General features: G+C 63.4%; 16 protein-coding genes and 1 tRNA gene. 13 read left to right on the top strand and 4 right to left on the bottom strand.

What is annotated here, in order from left to right; all coding sequences use genetic code 11:
* Positions 1-130: 130 nt before the first annotated feature.
* Positions 131-1,042 (bottom strand): RNA polymerase sigma factor RpoH, encoded by a 912-nt coding sequence (gene rpoH / locus AC04SI_RS07255; protein WP_404283095.1) that lies wholly within the window; start codon positions 1,040-1,042, stop codon positions 131-133.
* 211 nt (positions 1,043-1,253) lie between these two features.
* A complete protein-coding gene (locus AC04SI_RS07260; RefSeq protein WP_404283097.1) occupies positions 1,254-2,309 on the bottom strand; it encodes an RluA family pseudouridine synthase in 1,056 nt (351 codons plus the stop codon).
* A 26-nt stretch (positions 2,310-2,335) separates the two neighbouring features.
* Between AC04SI_RS07260 and AC04SI_RS07265 the strand changes: the two genes are divergently transcribed.
* The 5 genes from AC04SI_RS07265 to AC04SI_RS07285 all read left to right on the top strand — a co-directional run bounded on the left by AC04SI_RS07265 (position 2,336) and on the right by AC04SI_RS07285 (position 4,973).
* Positions 2,336-2,719, top strand: coding sequence for a fimbrial protein (locus tag AC04SI_RS07265; protein WP_488474043.1), 384 nt, complete (start codon positions 2,336-2,338; stop codon positions 2,717-2,719).
* A 49-nt stretch (positions 2,720-2,768) separates the two neighbouring features.
* Positions 2,769-3,176: a VOC family protein gene (locus tag AC04SI_RS07270; RefSeq protein WP_404283101.1), complete on the top strand. Its 408-nt coding sequence runs from the start codon at positions 2,769-2,771 to the stop codon at positions 3,174-3,176.
* Between the two features lie 90 nt (positions 3,177-3,266).
* A tRNA-Glu gene (locus tag AC04SI_RS07275) sits at positions 3,267-3,341 on the top strand.
* A 187-nt stretch (positions 3,342-3,528) separates the two neighbouring features.
* Positions 3,529-4,110: a VOC family protein gene (locus tag AC04SI_RS07280; RefSeq protein WP_404283103.1), complete on the top strand. Its 582-nt coding sequence runs from the start codon at positions 3,529-3,531 to the stop codon at positions 4,108-4,110.
* A 23-nt stretch (positions 4,111-4,133) separates the two neighbouring features.
* On the top strand, positions 4,134-4,973 hold the full coding sequence (locus tag AC04SI_RS07285; protein ID WP_404283104.1) for a glutathione S-transferase family protein: 840 nt from the start codon (positions 4,134-4,136) through the stop codon (positions 4,971-4,973).
* A gap of 10 nt (positions 4,974-4,983) precedes the next feature.
* Here the strand turns inward: AC04SI_RS07285 and AC04SI_RS07290 are convergent, their stop codons facing one another.
* Positions 4,984-5,289, bottom strand: coding sequence for a hypothetical protein (locus tag AC04SI_RS07290; protein WP_404283106.1), 306 nt, complete (start codon positions 5,287-5,289; stop codon positions 4,984-4,986).
* A 130-nt stretch (positions 5,290-5,419) separates the two neighbouring features.
* On the opposite strand from AC04SI_RS07290, the gene AC04SI_RS07295 reads away from it, so the two are divergent.
* Entirely contained in the window at positions 5,420-5,746 is a 327-nt protein-coding gene (locus AC04SI_RS07295; protein WP_404283123.1) for a hypothetical protein, read from the top strand.
* Between the two features lie 51 nt (positions 5,747-5,797).
* Here the strand turns inward: AC04SI_RS07295 and AC04SI_RS07300 are convergent, their stop codons facing one another.
* Entirely contained in the window at positions 5,798-6,013 is a 216-nt protein-coding gene (locus tag AC04SI_RS07300) for a hypothetical protein (RefSeq protein ID WP_404283107.1), read from the bottom strand.
* Positions 6,014-6,292: 279 nt separating this feature from the next.
* Here AC04SI_RS07300 and AC04SI_RS07305 point away from each other — a divergent pair, with 279 nt between their 5' ends.
* The 7 genes from AC04SI_RS07305 (at position 6,293) to phoU (ending at position 17,413) form a co-directional block, all read left to right on the top strand.
* Positions 6,293-6,529 carry a hypothetical protein gene (locus AC04SI_RS07305; protein WP_192182223.1) on the top strand — a complete coding sequence of 79 codons (237 nt, stop codon included), beginning with the start codon at positions 6,293-6,295 and terminating at the stop codon, positions 6,527-6,529.
* A 602-nt stretch (positions 6,530-7,131) separates the two neighbouring features.
* The gene (locus tag AC04SI_RS07310) at positions 7,132-11,379 is read left to right on the top strand and encodes a response regulator (protein ID WP_488474044.1); all 4,248 of its coding nucleotides are present in this window, start codon (positions 7,132-7,134) and stop codon (positions 11,377-11,379) included.
* A gap of 547 nt (positions 11,380-11,926) precedes the next feature.
* Entirely contained in the window at positions 11,927-12,955 is a 1,029-nt protein-coding gene (locus AC04SI_RS07315; RefSeq protein WP_488474045.1) for a PstS family phosphate ABC transporter substrate-binding protein, read from the top strand.
* A 96-nt stretch (positions 12,956-13,051) separates the two neighbouring features.
* Positions 13,052-14,512 carry a phosphate ABC transporter permease subunit PstC gene (gene pstC / locus AC04SI_RS07320; RefSeq protein WP_488474046.1) on the top strand — a complete coding sequence of 487 codons (1,461 nt, stop codon included), beginning with the start codon at positions 13,052-13,054 and terminating at the stop codon, positions 14,510-14,512.
* On the top strand, positions 14,509-15,825 hold the full coding sequence (gene pstA, locus AC04SI_RS07325) for a phosphate ABC transporter permease PstA (RefSeq protein ID WP_404283112.1): 1,317 nt from the start codon (positions 14,509-14,511) through the stop codon (positions 15,823-15,825). The genes pstC and pstA overlap by 4 nt, the downstream gene beginning before the upstream one ends.
* A gap of 14 nt (positions 15,826-15,839) precedes the next feature.
* Positions 15,840-16,664: a phosphate ABC transporter ATP-binding protein PstB gene (gene pstB, locus AC04SI_RS07330; RefSeq protein ID WP_006203874.1), complete on the top strand. Its 825-nt coding sequence runs from the start codon at positions 15,840-15,842 to the stop codon at positions 16,662-16,664.
* 38 nt (positions 16,665-16,702) lie between these two features.
* Complete coding sequence (gene phoU, locus AC04SI_RS07335) at positions 16,703-17,413, top strand: phosphate signaling complex protein PhoU (RefSeq protein ID WP_404283113.1); 711 nt, start codon at positions 16,703-16,705, stop codon at positions 17,411-17,413.
* Positions 17,414-17,427 lie beyond the last annotated feature (14 nt).

The following is a 17,427-nucleotide window of genomic DNA, read 5'->3' on the forward strand; positions in this document are numbered from 1 at the left end:
CTCCCCGTATAGTGACGGGGAGAAAGGGCTGGTTCGCCGGCTTCGTCAATCGTGGACGCTGAGCTAAAATAAAAACGGCGGCGCCAGATCCTGGCGCCGCCGTTTTGTTATTGTTCGATGCGCGGCAGCCTTAAGCCGCCGGCTGTGCCTCGATGGTGCGCAGCGCCTGCATCTGGCGCTTGGCGGCGGCCTTGACCGCATCCTGCACCTTCTCGAAGGCGCGCACCTCGATCTGGCGCACGCGCTCGCGGCTGATGTCGAACTCGGCCGACAGCTCTTCCAGCGTCAGCGGCTCCTCGGCGAGGCGACGCGCCTCGAAGATGCGCCGTTCGCGCTCGTTGAGCACGGCAAGAGCGCCGGACAGCATGGTGCGCCGATTTTCCAGCTCATCTTGCTCGATCAGCATCTCTTCCTGGCTTTCGTGGTCGTCGACCAGCCAGTCCTGCCATTCGCCGGACTCACCTTCGCTCGCCCGGATGGGCGCGTTGAGCGAGGCGTCGCCCGACAGGCGGCGGTTCATCGACACCACTTCCGCTTCGGACACGTTGAGCCTTGTGGCGATCTCGGCGATCTGTTCGGGCTTCAAGTCGCCGTCGTCGAGCGCCTGGATCTTGCCCTTCACCTTGCGCAGGTTGAAGAACAAACGCTTCTGGTTGGCGGTGGTGCCCATCTTGACCAGGCTCCACGAGCGCAGGATGTATTCCTGGATCGAGGCCTTGATCCACCACATGGCATAGGTGGCGAGCCGGAAGCCGCGCTCCGGTTCGAATTTCTTGACGGCCTGCATCAGGCCGACATTGCCTTCCGAGATCACCTCGCCGATCGGCAGGCCGTAGCCGCGATAGCCCATGGCGATCTTGGCGACGAGCCGCAAATGGCTGGTGACGAGCTTGTGCGCAGCCGTGGTATCCTCATGCTCGGCATAGCGCTTGGCGAGCATGTACTCTTCCTGCGGCTGAAGCATCGGAAAGCGGCGGATTTCTTCCAGGTAGCGGCTGAGGCCGCCTTCGCCGGAAACGATACTGGGTAGTGACTGGGCCATGGTAGCGCCCCCTCTCTATTGGAGTGATGCCCCCGAAACGCGGCGGGCATGTGACGCGAGCACCAAAAGGCTCGCTCGCGGCAACTGGTGTATATAGGAACAAAACCAGAAAAGACAGGCATTTGTTCAACACGAAACAGTGTGTCACGCCAAAGTGAACAACGCCAGTCAGGTTTATTGATGGTTGGCTTGAAGCGCCTTGATGACGGGTTCAGAGCTTGCGGAAGCCGCCGACGAGTGCCTCCATGTCCCTCGGTAACGGCGCCTCGAACCTCATCGTTAAATGGGTGGCCGGGTGGCGAAATTCAAGTAGGCGCGCGTGCAGCGCCTGTCGCGGAAATGCCTTCACCGTCGTTTTCAGCGGCTCGGGCAGCCGGTTGGCCTTGGTGCGGAAGGCCTGGCCATAGTCCGGATCGCCAACCACCGGATGGCCGATATGGGCCATGTGGACGCGGATCTGGTGGGTGCGGCCGGTCTCCAGCCGACACTCGACCAGGCTGGCCGTCGCAAACTCCTGCTGCTGCTCGCCGAAGCGCTCGACCACGGTGAAATTGGTGACGGCGTGGCGGGCGTCGTCACGGCCTTCCGGCACCACGGCGCGGCGCACCCGGTCGGCGGCGCGGCCGAGCGGTGCATCGACCGTGCCGGTCGGCCTCGGCGGGATGCCCCAGACCAAAGCGAGATAGGCGCGCTGGAGGTCGCCGGTCCGGCCATGGTCGGCAAAGGCCTCCGACAGCGCCTTGTGGGCACGATCGGTCTTGGCGACGACCATGACGCCGCTGGTCTCTTTGTCCAGCCGATGCACGATGCCAGGCCGCTTGACGCCGCCAATACCGGAGAGGCTGTCGCCGCAATGGTGGATCAGCGCGTTGACCAGCGTGCCGGTCCAGTTGCCGGCGCCGGGATGGACAACCAACCCGGCCGGCTTGTTGATGACGATCAGCTCGGCATCTTCATAGAGGATGTCGAGAGCGATCGCCTCGCCTTGCGGCGTGGCCGGCGCCGGCTCCGGCATGATAACCGACACCACGTCGCCGGCGGCCAGCTTGCGCTTGGCCTCGTCAACAGGCTTGCCGCCGATCCTGACCGCGCCCTGCTTGATCAGCATCTGCACCCGGTTGCGCGACATATCCGGCCCGAGCATTCCGGCCAGCCACTGGTCGAGGCGCTGGCCGGCCGCCTCAGTGCCGGTCTCCAGCACGGTCGGCGCGGCCTCTATGAATTGGTCCTCTATCAATCCAGGGCCCTCTTCGTTATGAGCGCTCATCGAAAGAAAGTTCCGGAATTTTTGCCATGGCCAGGCCAATTGCCGACGAAGACCAAGAAAAGCCACTCGACCCGGAAGTCGAAGGCGTGCGGAAGAAACTCTTGCGCTTCATGGCCATCAATCTCGGCCTGTTGTTGCTCGCCCTTATGGTGGTGATCGGAGCGCTTGTCTACAAAGCCCGCAACGCGCCACGCGCCAGCCCGCCGCTGGCCAGCGACATCCAGGCGCCGGCCGGCGAGCCGGTCAGCGGCGACATTGTGCTGCCGGTCGGCGCCAAGGTGGTCGGCCAGTCGCTGTCCGGCAACCGGATCTCGATCGATGCCGAGCTTGCCGACGGCAGCCGCACCATCTTTGTCTACGACATCGCCGAGCGCCGCATCATTGGCCGCTTTGCAGTTCGAAACAAATGACTTGGCCGCAGCAAATGACTTGGTTGCAGCAAATGACCAGGTTGTATCAATGACCGGGTTCGCCGAACATCGCCGGGTGGCGACAATCGCGCTGGTGGTCAAAAACTACGACGAGGCGATCACCTGGTATGTCGAGCGGCTGGGTTTTGTCCTGACCGAGGACGTCGATCTCGGCGGCGGCAAGCGCTGGGTCACGGTGACGCCGGCTGACGGCCAGGGCGCGCGGCTGCTGCTGGCCGAAGCGTCCGACGCGGCGCAGGCAAGCCGCATCGGCAATCAGACCGGCGGCCGCGTCTTTCTGTTCCTCGAAACCTCCGACTTTGCCAGGGATTATCAGGCGATGCTGGAAAAGGGCGTCGAATTCCGCGAAACGCCGCGCCATGAGCCCTACGGCACGGTGGCGGTGTTCGCCGATCTCTACGGAAATCTATGGGACCTGATCGAGCCGAAACGCTAGACCTGCAACAGTCATTTCGCGGCTTTCATCAAACCTCGGAAGCCCAGTTGCTTTTTCCCAACCGTCAGCCTATATCGCCGGTTCTTGAACGCGCCCATCGTCTAGCGGTCAGGACACCGCCCTCTCACGGCGGGAACAGGGGTTCGATTCCCCTTGGGCGTACCAAGTCTCTCCAAGCTTTCCGCACCATCACCCGAATCCATCGCTTTGCGTCGGGGCAGGTTCTGGTTGCATTCGCTGCTTCTGGCGTGCGGCAGCCGATTGCATTAGCATTGCACGGGCTCAAGCGGCGCGCAGAACGCCGGGCGCCGGGCAGATCCGGACGACAGTTGATGCCACGGGAGGAAGGCCGATGCAGAAGCTGCAATCGCAGGGCGTCCATCACATCACGCTGGTCGGCGCCGGGCGTCAGACTTCGATCGATTTCTGGGAAGGCGTGCTCGGCATGCCATTCATCTTCGAGCAGCCCAATCTCGACAAGGCCAGTGAAAGCCATCTCTATTTCGATCCGGGCGACGGAAGGCTGATCACCATCTTCACCGATGAGAGCCGCACGCCGGAGAAACGGCGCACGCCGACCGATCCGGGCTGCGTCCATCACATCGCGTTTGCAGTGTCGCGCGTCACCTTCCTGCAGGCGGTCGCCCGGCTCGACGAGCGCGGTATCAAGCATAGCGGCGTCAAGGATCGCGGCTTCATGGATTCGATCTATTTCGAGGATCCGGTCGGCCTGCTGATCGAGCTGGCGTCCTACCGCTTCGAGCCGCCGGCAGGCTTCACCCATGCCGATGTGCTGATGGAAGCGCACAGACTGCGTGTCGCGCGCGGCGACTACAACATTGCCGAAGTGCATCTCGCCGATGCGATCCAGGCGCTGGTCGAGCGCTCCCGCACCACCTTGTCGGACGACCGGGCACCGAAGAACCCATACTGAAACAAAAACAGAGGGAGGAACACATGGCCAAGACAGCGACGAAGAGTGCGAAGAAACCCGCGGCCAAAACAGCGGCCAAGCCGGCGGCAAAGCCGGCAGCGAAAGCGTCGGCGAAGCCGGCAGTGAAGGCGACGGCAAGAGCCGCGCCTAAGGCGAAGCCGGCGAAGAAACCTGCCGTAAAACTCAGTATGCTGAAGCCCAGCGTCAACAACATGACCGTTCGCGTCTTTGCCCGCGCGGCCGGCTTCGACCCTGCCGAAACCGACGCCTGGGGCCATACGCGCTCGCCGGAATTCATGGCGCGCAATCCCGCCCATTTGACGCCGATGATCGAGGACAAGGGGCTTCCCAGAGGCGTGCTGTGGGAAAGCTGCGCCATCATGCAATACCTCTCCAACAAGCATGGGTTGGAGAAGTTCTATCCCAAGGCGCCGGCCAAGCGGGCGATGATCGACAGCGCCATGTTCTACCTGGTCGGCACGCTCTACCCCTATGTGGCGCGCGCCACCTATCCGTTCCTCGGTTTCCCGCAATATGCCGGCGAGGTCGGCCATAGCGACGCCCACCCCGACAAGAAGTCCGAGGCCCAGAAGGCGGCGATGGCCGCGATCGCCGAGCCGCTGGAGGTGTTTCACAGCTTCTTCCGGGACGGCAAGCCGTTCATCGGCGGCAAGAACCCGTCGATCGCCGACATCCGTCTGGCGGCAACGCTCGAATTCCTGGCGGTCATCGACTACGCCTTGCCCAAATGGGCAAAGGAATATGTGGCGGCGGTCGAGAAGAAGCTCGGCAAGGCCTATGCCGAGCCGGCCGCCGACGTGCGCGGCTATATCGCCTATGTGAAGTCGCAAGCCAAGGCGTGACGGCGCGGCTTTAGAGCGGTTCAGCTTTGATAGAATCGCCGACCCGCTCTAGTTCTTTGTTTTTACGCAATTCCGGACGGAAAACCGCTGCGCACTTTTCCTGGAATTGCTCGAACGATAAGGATTCGTTAACCAAAGCCCTGTCTACTGGATAGCAATTCATCTCCAGCCTACGACCACGGATGTACTGGCGCTGAGCGAGAGATGGAAGGAAAGGTCGGCCATGCGCCGGCCTTTTTTGCTTTTGAAAGGGCTTTTGTCCGGGGACGGTGAGCAGTCGCGCTAACGGCAGCCGCATCAAGTCCTTGCGAAGCATATTGTCATTGCCGGCTCCGACCCTATCATCGATTTCAGTTGTCCTGTGCGGACTGGCAGCCGGTGGAAGAAACGAGGACCTGCAAATGAAAAGCGGCACAGCACTGTCGGCGATTGTGGGAACAGTATTGATGGCGGCAATCGCTCAATCGAATGCCGCATCGCTCAACACCATGAACGATGTCGGAACGGCGATCCAGGCGTGCTGGACGCCGCCGGCGGATGCCGGCAATTCGACGGTCACATTGAGCTTCAGCTTCAAGCGCGACGGCACGCTCATCGGCCCGCCCAAGACGACGGCCATCAAGGTGGCCGGTGACGAAAAGGCGCGTCAGGCCTTTGTCGATGCCGCGACTGCCGCGTTGCGGAACTGCCTGCCGCTTAGCTTTTCGCCGGCGCTTGCCAAGGGCGTTGCGGGTAATGTGTTTACGCTGCAGTTCAAGTCACCGAAGCAATAGGCGGTCGCCTGCCGGCGCAGACGGCTCGCTTCGCGACCGGCTGATGTAGGCTCAATGGTGTCCGCGCCTGGCGTTGACGTGCCGTTCCAGCTCGGGCATCTCGAACACGTAGTCGTTCCAGGCCGATTCCGGAATCTGGCCGGCCAGATAGCATTCCACCAACAGTTTCTGCTCCGGGGTCAGGGCTTTTGGCCACCACTCATGATCCAGTCCAAGCGAGTGGATCAGGTTCCTTGTCAGCCCCGAAACGGTGAAGTGGATAGACATCTTCGCCCTCCTTTTTGCCTACAACGCGGGATGTCGGACAAAGGTTTCACAGCAAGCGGCGGACCACAGTGAAATTGGTCACGGTCGATCGTGCCAACGGATGGTGGCGTCGGCACTGCCTTTCGCCTGTCTCAATCTTGAAATGAAACTGTCCCCGCGGACTGACTTTTCGGCGGATGGCTGGTCAGCCGTGGGACGCCCGATCCAGGCGAACGGCTCGCCGCCGGAACGGCTTGCCGGCTGCCGCGTTGTGACAGACGACCAACCGGAGCCATCGACATGGTCACATTCAGGGAAATGAAGGTGCAGGAAATTGTCGAGGACCAGTCCCTGACCACCGAACAAAAGATCGCCAGGCTTCGCGACATCGAATCCGAGGCGCGCGGGTTGCAGCGTGCAGCGTCGGAAGGACCGATGAGCGACGATGACGGCTGGCAGGACGAGCTGCGGCAGGTTCGCATCGCGCTGGATAAGCTTGGCGCCAAGGAGCCCAAGAAGGGCGCGGCGTCGCTTTAGCTATTTGTTTCTTGCGCAATTGCTCTTGGGCGCCGTCAATTCGTCGAGCAACTCCCGCTGCCAAGGGTTAATCGCAGACGACCCGGTAGCGCTTGCCGGGCTCGCTGACATTCCTGCAGGCGAGAGTAGTGGCCGGCTCGGAGGAAGAAAACGGCGGGGGACTGGATGTCACCCGTCTCGGCTGCGGGGCGAGCCTGCGGGCCGCCGCGCGTGCTGGTGCCTGCGGTGGTGCGACCGGAAAGACACCCACCTGCGACTGGCTGGTTTGCGCATGGGGTGGAGGCTTGTCCCAGATACGCCTGACGTCTAGCGGCTTCGGGATGACCACGGTGCCATCGCCGCTGCGCGCGCACCCGCCCGCTGCAAGCAGCGCCGGGAAAAGGAAAACAAGCAGGAACCGTCCGAACATTAGCAACACCCCAATATACTTATAACGCGGCTGAGCCGTGGCCGACAACCGATGCAATGCCGCAGTCAGGGCCGATGCGGAATCCAGCCGGAGGCCGGCTGCGGGTTGTTATGGTTAGCGGTCCGTTAATGCTTCTCGGGCACATTCCGCCGACGGGTCGCGAAGGGGGTTCGGTCCTGGGGGTGGGAGCGGCATGGCGGAAGTGGACGAGACGGTCGGGACGGCTGGCAAGCACGCTCCCCGCAAGGCGGTTGCGCGTGGCGACGGCGCGCTTGCGCCCGCCTGGCAGGCGTCTTCGCCCGAGGCGCTGCGCGAGATGCTCGACGCAGCCGCGGACTGGACCTGGGAAACAGATGCCGAGCTGCGGTTTTCCCGGCTTTCGGACAATTATCAGGCCGCCACCGGCATTGAACCCGCCAGTATTCTCGGCCGTTTCCGCTTCGATTTTCTTAAGCAGGTGCTGAAGGGCAGCCATAGCGCCGCCGCGCATCTGGAGGACCTGCAGGCACATCGGCCGTTTCGCGACTTCGTCTATGAGCTGAAGGGCGGCCGCAGCGATTGCCGGTGGATCTCGATCACCGGCCTGCCGCGCTTCGACGGCGAGGGTAAATTTGCCGGCTATCATGGCATCGGTCGCAACGTGACGGCACTCGCCGGTGCCTTCGAGGAACTCGGTCAGAACGACCTGTCCCGCGGCGAGGGCAGCGAACAGCATCTCGCCGATCTCGAGCGGACGATGGATGCCATGCACATGGGCGTCGTGCTTCTCGACGCCCGGCTCGACACGCTGATCGTCAACAAGGCCTATCGCGAACTCTCCAGGATTCCGGACGGCGCCGTGACCGTCGGCGCGCCGTTCAGCCTGTTGATGGAGCTCAACCGCCGCAACGGCATCTATGGCGACCTCGACGAGCAGCAATGGCAGCGTTACCTCGCCACCCGCATCGAGGAGATTCGCGCCGGCTCCGTCGCGCCACGCGAGTTTCGCCATGCCAATGGCAAGACGATGATGTTCTCGGTGACGGCGCTGTCAGGCGGCAGGCGGCTGCTGACCTACTACGACGTCACCGAGGTCAAGCGTCGCGACGCCGAGATCGAGAGCGCCAACGCCAAAATCACCGAGACCTTCGCCAATCTTCGTACGATGGTCGATCAGATGCCGATCGGCGTCCTTGTCCTCGATGCGGATATGCGCGCTGAGTTGATCAACCGCGCCTTCTATGACTTCTGGGAAATCGATCCCAAGCGCGCCGGGATCGGCTGCGGCTTCCGCGAGGTGATGCAGGCCAGCCGCGACACGGACCCCTACGGCACCGACGACGCGGTATGGCAGAGCCACATCGTGGAGCGCGAGGCCGAAATCATGGCCGGCGTGGCGGGCTCCAGGCAACTGCCGCGCAATGACGGCCGTACGCTGATTGCATCGCTGGCGCCGCTGGCCGGCGGCAAGCGGCTGATCTCCTATGTCGATGTCACCGAGATGAAGGATCGCGAGGCCGAGCTCGCCGAGGCGCTGGAGAAATCGCGGCTGGCCGAAGCGGTGATCAAGCGGCGCGAGACGGAAGCAGAGGAGGCCCGCAAGAACCTTGCCACCGTGCTGGAATCGCTGCCGGCCGCCGTCATCATCTACGACCGCGAGGACAATTTCGTCTTCGCCAACCGCAAACTGCAGGACACGCTGCCGGCGCTGAAGCCGGCATGGCAGCCCGGCCACAGCTTCCGCGAGGCGCTGGAACTGGGACATTCGGCCGGCTATTTCCGGCTGAGCGGCGATGCCGAGATCGACAGGCTCTACGATGGAGATCTCGACGTCTGGCTGGACGCCATCCTCGCCCGCTACCGACTGCCCAACTCGTCTTACGAGCGCCTCAATCCCGACGGCCGCTGGTACCAGGTCTACGACATGCGGACCGACGACGGCACCTTCATCGGGGTGCGCGTCGACATTTCCGATATCAAGAGCCGCGAGAAGGCGCTGCATGACTCGATGCGCCAGATCGACCTGTTCCGGCACGTCATGGACGAACTGCCGGTAGCAGCCTTCATCAAGGCCCAGGATCTCAGCATCGAATTCGTCAACAAGGCCTGGTGCGCGCTGACCGGCCTTGCCAAGGAGGAAGTCATCGGCCGGACCGACCGCCAGCTGTTCGGCACCGAGGATGCCGAAAGCTACAGCCTCGACGACACAGAGGTCGTGGTCACCGGCAATGTCTTGGAGGTCGAGGAGCCGGTTACCCATCGCGACGGCACGCTGCGGCAATTGATGACGCGCAAGAGCCGGCTGGTGGCGCTCGACGGGTCGGTGCATCTGGTTGGTTCCAGCACCGACATCACCGACGTCAAGGCGCGCGAGCGGGCGCTGGAAGAGAGCATGCGCGAGAACGAGGTGTTCCGCAGTCTCATCGACAATGTGCCGGTGTCGATCTACGCCAAGCGCTCCGACCTCAGGCAGTTCTACGTCAACAAGGGCTGGTGCGATCTCACCGGCTTTACCAAGGACAAGGCGACCGGCAAGACCGACGTCGAGATATTCGGACCGGACGGCGAAGCCTTCGTCGCCAGCGACCTCGCCGTGCTGCGCACCGGCGAGACGCAGGAGATCGAGGAGACCGTGACGCTGGCCGACGGCAGCGTGCGGCACCAGTTCGCCCGCAAGGGCGCGATGATCGCGTCCGATGGCTCGCTCTATCTGATCGGCTCGACCACCGACATCACCGAGCTGAAGCAGCGCGAGGCCGAGCTCAGCGAGGCGCGCCAGCGCGCCGTGCTTGCCGACCGCGCCAAGTCGGAATTCCTGGCCAATATGAGCCACGAGATCCGCACGCCGATGAACGGCGTGCTCGGCATGGCGGAACTGCTCGCCAAGTCCGACCTCGACCCGAAGCAGAAGACGTTCACCGACATCATCGTCAAGTCGGGCAACGCGCTTTTGACCATCATCAACGACATCCTGGATTTCTCCAAGATCGATGCCGGCCAACTCGTGCTCGACCCGGCGCCCTTCAACCTTGCCGAGGCCATCGAGGACGTGGCGACGCTGGTGTCGACACGCGCCAAGGAGAAGGACCTCGAGCTGATCGTGCGTGTCCAGCCCGGTCTCGAAAGCCAGTTCATCGGCGATGTCGGGCGCGTAAGGCAGATCGTCACCAACCTGCTCGGCAATGCGGTGAAGTTCACCGACGAAGGCCATGTGCTGGTCGACGTCACCGGCGTCCGGGTTCCCGCGGGAACGAAGCTCACCATCTCGGTCACCGATACCGGCATCGGCATTCCCGAGGAGAAGCTGAAAGCCGTCTTCGAGAAATTCAACCAGGTCGACACCTCGTCGACAAGGCGGCATGAAGGCACCGGGCTCGGCCTCGCCATCACCTCGCGGCTGGTCGAGCTGATGGAAGGCGAGATCGGCGTGGAGAGCGCCGAAGGCAAGGGCTCGACCTTCTGGTTCACGGTGACGCTGCCCAGGGCGGAGCAGCAAAGCGGGCAACGCATCATGCCGGTGGACGTGACCGGTGCACGCGTGCTGATCGTCGACGACAATGCCGTCAACAGGTCGATCCTGAGCGAGCAGATGGCGTCGTGGACCTTCGATTCCTGCGCGGCCGAAAGCGGCGCCGAAGGGCTGAAGGTGCTGATCGCGGCCGCCGCCTATGGCGTTCCGGTCGACTGCGTCGTGCTCGACTACCAGATGCCCAACATGAGCGGCGCCGAAATGGCGCGGATCGTGCGCAACACCGCGGGTCTCGCCCATACGCCGATCATCATGCTGACCTCCGTCGACCAGTCTCTCGCCAACACCAGCTACCGCGACCTCGGCATCGATGCCCAGCTGATCAAGCCGGCGCGCTCATCGGTGTTGCTGGAGACGCTGGTGGCCACCATCCAGCGCCACCACCACACTGAGGAGGCGAGCCGCGTGCTGCCCTTGGCGAGCGGCGGGGGCGCTCAGGCGCCGTCGACGGCACAGCTGTCCTCGACCGCCTCGGTGCGGGCCCAGCTGCAACCGCCGCCGGTTCGGGCGCGCGTCCGGGCCACGGGCGAGCGCGGGCTCGACATTCTGGTCGCGGAGGACAATGAGGTGAACCAGATGGTGTTTACCCAGATCCTCGGCGAGACCGGCTACGGCTTCGAAATCGTCGGCAATGGCCGCAAGGCGCTCGACGCCTTCGGCACGCTCAATCCGCGCATGATCCTGATGGACGTGTCGATGCCGGAGATGAACGGGCTGGAGGCGACAGCTGCCATTCGCCGGCTCGAGGAAGAGACGGGCACGCATGTGCCGATCGTCGGCGTCACCGCGCATGCGCTCAAGGGCGACCGCGAGCGCTGCCTGGAGGCCGGCATGGACGACTATCTGCCCAAGCCGATCAGCCCAAGGGCGCTGCTCGAAAAGCTTGAGCGCTGGATCGGCGCGGACAGTCAGGTTCAGCGCAGCGCCGGCTAAGATCTTATCTCCGCGTGCGGCTGTGCACCGTCCCTGGATGGGCGGTCGCCGCGCACGCGATTTGCTCGCGGCGCCCCGGAAACGCCGGGTTACCCAAAGGTATGGCGCGATCGCACCATACCAAAACCGGCGACCAGCCGTGACAATGGGTGCATCGAATTTGGCTCCCTCGGTTACGGGCGGGAGCAGCGACCGCCGACTAGAACAGCGTCGAATCTACCCCAACGGACCTGTTTTCGGCGATGGCTCGGCCATGACACGCTCTGGCCAAGGGCAACGCGTTTCCGTCCGGCTTTTCTTTTCTCGGCGGCGCGGCTCGTGCCGCCGAGGGCAGACGAGGCTAGAAAATCCCGCAAGTCCCTGATTCCCGCGGCAAACCTGCGATACGCCGCCAAGGCTGGAAGCCGGCGGTTTCCGACTTGGCCGTCAGACGTTACCGGGCTGACATGAAACTGTCATGCGACTGTAATAATCGGGAGCTATTGGCCTCACCGGGCGCCTAGGACAAGGGTGCCGAGAGACCATCTTCCGAACAGGAGCAGGCCACATGAACAAATTTCTCCTCACGGCGTCGGTCGCAGCGCTTGCGCTCGCCGCGTCGTCCGGCTTCGCCGCCGCGCGCGACCAGATCCAGGTCGCCGGGTCGTCGACCGTGCTACCCTATGCCAAGATCGTCGCCGAGCAGTTCGGCGAAACCTTCACCAACTTCAAGACCCCGGTTGTCGAGTCCGGCGGCAGCGGCGCCGGCATCAAGGAATTCTGCAAGGGCGTCGGCGAAGACACCATCGACATCGCCAACTCCTCGCGTCCGATCAAGAAGGACGAACTGAAGTCCTGCGCCGACGCCGGCGTCAAGGAAGTCCAGGAAGTCCGTATCGGCTATGACGGCATCGTCTTCGCCACCGACATCAAGGGCCCGGACTGGGCGCTGGTTCCCGCCGACATCTACAAGGCGCTCGCCGCCAAGTTGGTCGTCGACGGCAAGCTGGTCGACAATCCGAACACCAAGTGGAACCAGGTCAATCCGAAGCTGCCCGACTGGGATATCGCCGCTTACATTCCCGGTGAGAAGCACGGCACCCGCGAAGTGTTCGAGACCAAGCTTCTCGACGCAGGCTGCGACAAGGACGCTCTCAAGGCCGCCGGCGTTGCCGACGAAAAGGAAATCGGCAAGACCTGCATCGCCATCCGCAAGGACGGCAAGGCTGTCGACATCGACGGCGACTATACCGAGACCCTCGCCCGCATCGACTCCAACAAGACCGGTGTCGGCGTGTTCGGTCTCTCCTTCTACGAGAACAATGCCGACAAGCTGAAGGTCGCAACCGTGGAAGACGTCGTGCCTTCGACCGAGACGATCGCCAGCGGTAAGTACCCGGTTTCGCGCCCGCTGTTCTTCTACGTCAAGAAGGCGCATCTCGGCGTCGTTCCCGGCCTGAAGGAGTATGTCGAATTCTTCCTCGACGACCAGATGGTCGGCCCGGAAAGCCCGCTCGCCGAATACGGCCTCGTGGCTGCTCCGGACGCCGAGCGTCAGGCCCAGCGCGACGCGTTCGCCGCCGGGAAGTCGATGTAATCAATCTTCCAGGCCAGGGCGCGGACCAAGTCCGCGCCCTGGTTTTATCGCCTGCCGCATTGGCGCTGGCGACTAAAGCTTCCCCGGGGGTGGTCAATGTCGTCCTTGTTCGTACTCGCCATTGTCGTCGCCATCGGCGTGGTTGCGTTCCTGATCGGCCGGCAGCGTGCCGCAGCGCACGAAAACGGCACGGTGAAGCCGCACTCGCGCTCCCATTACCACGGCTGGTGGGCCTTCCTGCTCGCCGTCCTGCCTGCCCTTCTGCTGCTTGCCGTCTGGAACATCGGCTCCTCCTTCTATCTCGACCGCCACATTCACGCCGTCCTGCCGGAGCGCACCGCCGACAGCAAGGTTGCCAGCGAGGCACTTGATGTCAGCCTGGTCAAGAGCCTGGCCAAGGGCCTGCGCCAGCTCGATGCGAACACCGCGCTGCCCGCCACCTTTGCCGAGTTGCAGCCGCTGCTTGCCGCCAAGGGCGTGGCGCTGGCATCGGATACACAGGACTACATGATCCCGATCGCCGTCGAGACGAACAAGGTCCAGGGCATGCTTGGACTGTTCGGCGCGGTCGTCACCCTCGCTCTGTCGATTGCCGGCGCCCTCTATGCGCTGAGGCAGATCGCGCCGCGGGCGCGCGCCAGGAACAATGTCGAGAAGCTGATGCTGTGGGGTCTGCTCGCGGCCTCGACCATCGCCATCCTGACCACAGTCGGCATTGTGCTGTCGATGCTGTTCCAGACGATCCAGTTCTTCGAAAGCGTGTCGCCGATGAGCTTCTTCTTCGGCACGGTATGGGATCCGCGCTTTGCCGCCGCCGGTTCCGGCGGCAGCCAGGGCCAGTTCGGCCTGATCCCGCTGCTCGCCGGCACGCTCTACATCGCCGCCGTCGCCCTGCTGGTGGCGGTGCCGGTCGGGCTGATGTCGGCTGTCTACATGGCCGAATACGCAACGCCCAAGGTGCGCGGGGTGGTCAAGCCGGCGCTTGAACTGCTCGCCGGCATCCCGACCATCGTCTACGGCATCTTCGCCGTCGTCACGCTCGGGCCTTTCCTGCGCGATCTCTCGGCGGCGCTGACCGGCGGCTCGCCCTTCATCCAGGGCCAGAGCATCTTCACTGCCGGCCTGGTCATGGGCGTCATGCTGATCCCGGTCGTGTCCTCGCTGTCCGACGACATCATCACCGCGGTGCCGCGCGCCATGCGCGACGGCTCGCTCGGCCTCGGCGCGACGCGCTCCGAGACGATCAAGCGGGTGATCCTGCCGGCCGCACTTCCCGGCATCGTCGGCGCCATCCTGCTGACCGCTTCGCGCGCCATCGGCGAGACGATGATCGTCGTGCTGGCGGCCGGCGTCGCCGCCAACCTCACCGTCAACCCGTTCGAAGCGATGACCACCATCACCGTCAAGATCGTCAACCAGCTTACCGGCGATCTCGAGTTCAATTCGCCACAGACGTTGGTCGCCTTCGCGCTCGGCCTGACGTTGTTCGCGCTGACGCTGGTGATGAACATCGTCGCGCTGTACATCGTGCGCAAATACCGGGAGCAGTACGAATGACCGACATTCCCATGGATACTATGGTCCGGGCGGCGGCTCATCCGCGCCGCGATATCGGCCTGAAAGCCCGCTACGCCGCCGAACGCCGCTTCCGCATCTATGGCGGGCTGGCGATTTCCGTCGGCCTGGCGTTCCTCGCCATCATGCTCATCACCATCGTCTCGAAGGGCTACACCGCCTTCTGGCAGACGACGGTGACGCTGCCGATCACCTTCGACGAGAAGCTGATCGATCCGTCCAACAAGCGCGCCACCGATCCGAGCGTGCTGATCAAGGCAAATTATCCCAAGCTCGCCGAACGCGCGCTGATCGCCAAGCTCGGCATCGATCCCAGCAACAAGCCGATGGTCATGAAGCTCAAGGGCTTCCTGTCGGAAGGCGCCCGCGTCCAGCTGCGCGACATCGTCGCCGCCGACCCGTCGGTCATCGGCACGACGCGCGACGTCAACATCCTCGCCGCCGCCAATCTCGACTCCGCCTTCAAGGGCCAGATCGACCTCAGTGTCGAGGAATCGCGCCGCAAGGTCTCGGACCAGCAGATCGCCTGGATGAACAAGCTCAAGGCCGACGGCGTGATGGCCGAGCATTTCAACACCGGCCTGTTCTCCTATGGCGCCTCCAGCCGCCCGGAAACGTCGGGCATGGGCGTGGCCATCATCGGCTCGTTCTACATGATGGTGATCGTGCTGCTTTTGGCGCTGCCGATCGGCGTCGCCGCCTCGATCTATCTTGAGGAATTCGCCAAGAAGAACCGCCTCACCGACCTGATCGAAGTCAACATCAACAATCTGGCGGCGGTGCCGTCGATCGTCTTCGGCCTGCTCGGACTTGCCGTGTTCATCAACTTCCTCGGCATGCCGCGCTCGGCCGCTTTCGTCGGCGGACTGGTGCTGACGCTGATGACACTGCCGACGATCATCATCGCGACGCGCGCTGCCCTTGCCGCTGTGCCGCCGTCGATCCGCTCGGCAGCGCTCGGCCTTGGGGCGTCCAAGATGCAGATGGTGTTCCATCACATCCTGCCGCTTGCCGCCCCCGGCATCCTTACCGGCACCATCATCGGTCTGGCGCGTGCGCTCGGTGAAACCGCGCCGCTGCTGCTGATCGGCATGGTGGCCTTCGTCGCCGATTATCCGACGACGCCTTTCGATCCGGCCACCGCGCTGCCGGTGCAGATCTACATGTGGGCGAACGAGGCCGAACGCGCCTTCGTCGAGCGTATGTCGGGCGCCATCATCATCCTGCTCGTCTTCCTCATGGCCATGAACATCACAGCGATCGTGCTGCGGCGCCGCTTCGAACGGCGCTGGTAAAAGAAGGTATCTGTATGAACATCATGACCGAACAGTCCCTCGAAAATGCAGTGGGCGACAAGATGAACGCCAAGTCGAACGAAGTGATCAAGATGCGCGGCGACAAGGTCGGCGTGTTCTATGGTGACAAGCAGGCGCTGTTCGACGTCAATCTCGACGTCCGCCTCAACCAGGTGACGGCGCTGATCGGCCCTTCGGGCTGCGGCAAGTCGACCTTCCTGCGCTGCCTCAACCGCATGAACGACACCATCGACTCGGCGCGGGTGACCGGCAAGATCACGCTGGACGAAGAGGACATCTACGACAAGAACATCGACGTCGTCGAACTGAGAGCCCGCGTCGGCATGGTGTTCCAGAAGCCCAATCCGTTCCCGAAGTCGATCTACGAGAACGTCGCCTACGGTCCGCGCATCCACGGGCTGGCCAAGCGCAAGGCCGACATGGACCAGATCGTCGAATCGAGCCTGAAGAAGGCGGCGATCTGGAACGAGGTGAAGGACCGTCTGCAAGAGCCCGGCACCGGCCTTTCCGGCGGCCAGCAGCAGCGCCTGTGCATCGCGCGCGCCATCGCCGTGTCGCCGGAAGTGATCCTGATGGACGAGCCCTGCTCGGCGCTCGACCCGATCGCCACAGCCCGCGTCGAGGAGCTGATCGACGAGCTGCGTCAAAACTACACGATCGTCATCGTCACGCACTCGATGCAGCAGGCGGCGCGTGTGTCGCAGCGCACGGCCATGTTCCACCTCGGCTATCTGGTCGAGGAGGGCGCCACCGACAAGATGTTCACCAACCCCGACGACAAGCGCACGCAGGACTACATCACCGGCCGGTTCGGCTGAGTGGTCCGGCGGCAACTTTCAGGCACGAGGACAGGATCATGGGTGAACATCATACCGTCGCCTCTTTCGACGAGGATCTCGGGCAGATCAGCAAGCTGATCTCCGACATGGGCGAACTGGCCGGCGCGATGGTCGGCGGGGCGACCAAGGCCCTTCTGAATTCCGACAATGCACTGGCACAGAGGGTGGTCTCCGACGACGCCATCATGGATGCGCGCCAGCGCGAGCTGGACGACCGCGCCATCACGCTGATCGCCAAGCGCCAGCCGATGGCCAACGATTTGCGCGCGGTGGTCGGTTCTATCCGCATGGCCGGCGATCTCGAGCGCATCGGCGACCTTGCCAAGAACATCGCCAAGCGCGTTGGCACCGTCGGCCTCAGCGTCACGCCGCGCGACCTGTCGCACTCCATCGATGTGATGGCGCAGTTGGTGCTGGTCCAGGTGCAAGGGGTGATCGAGGAATACGCCGCCGCAGACGCCGCGGCACTCGCCAAGCTTCGGAACGACGACGAGCGCATCGACGTCAAATACACCTCGGTGTTCCGTGAGCTGCTGACCTACATGATGGAAGATCCGCGCAACATCACGGCCTGCACGCATCTCTTGTTCTGCGCCAAGAATCTGGAGCGCATTGGCGACCATGTCACCAACATCGCCGAGAACGCCTACTATGTGCTGACAGGCTCGCAATTGCCAGCCAATCGTCCCAAGCAAGACGAGACAGCGATGTCCGCGCCGGCTGCATGACAGGGGTAACCGAC

The sequence above is a fragment of the Mesorhizobium sp. CNPSo 4689 genome (assembly GCF_057784325.1).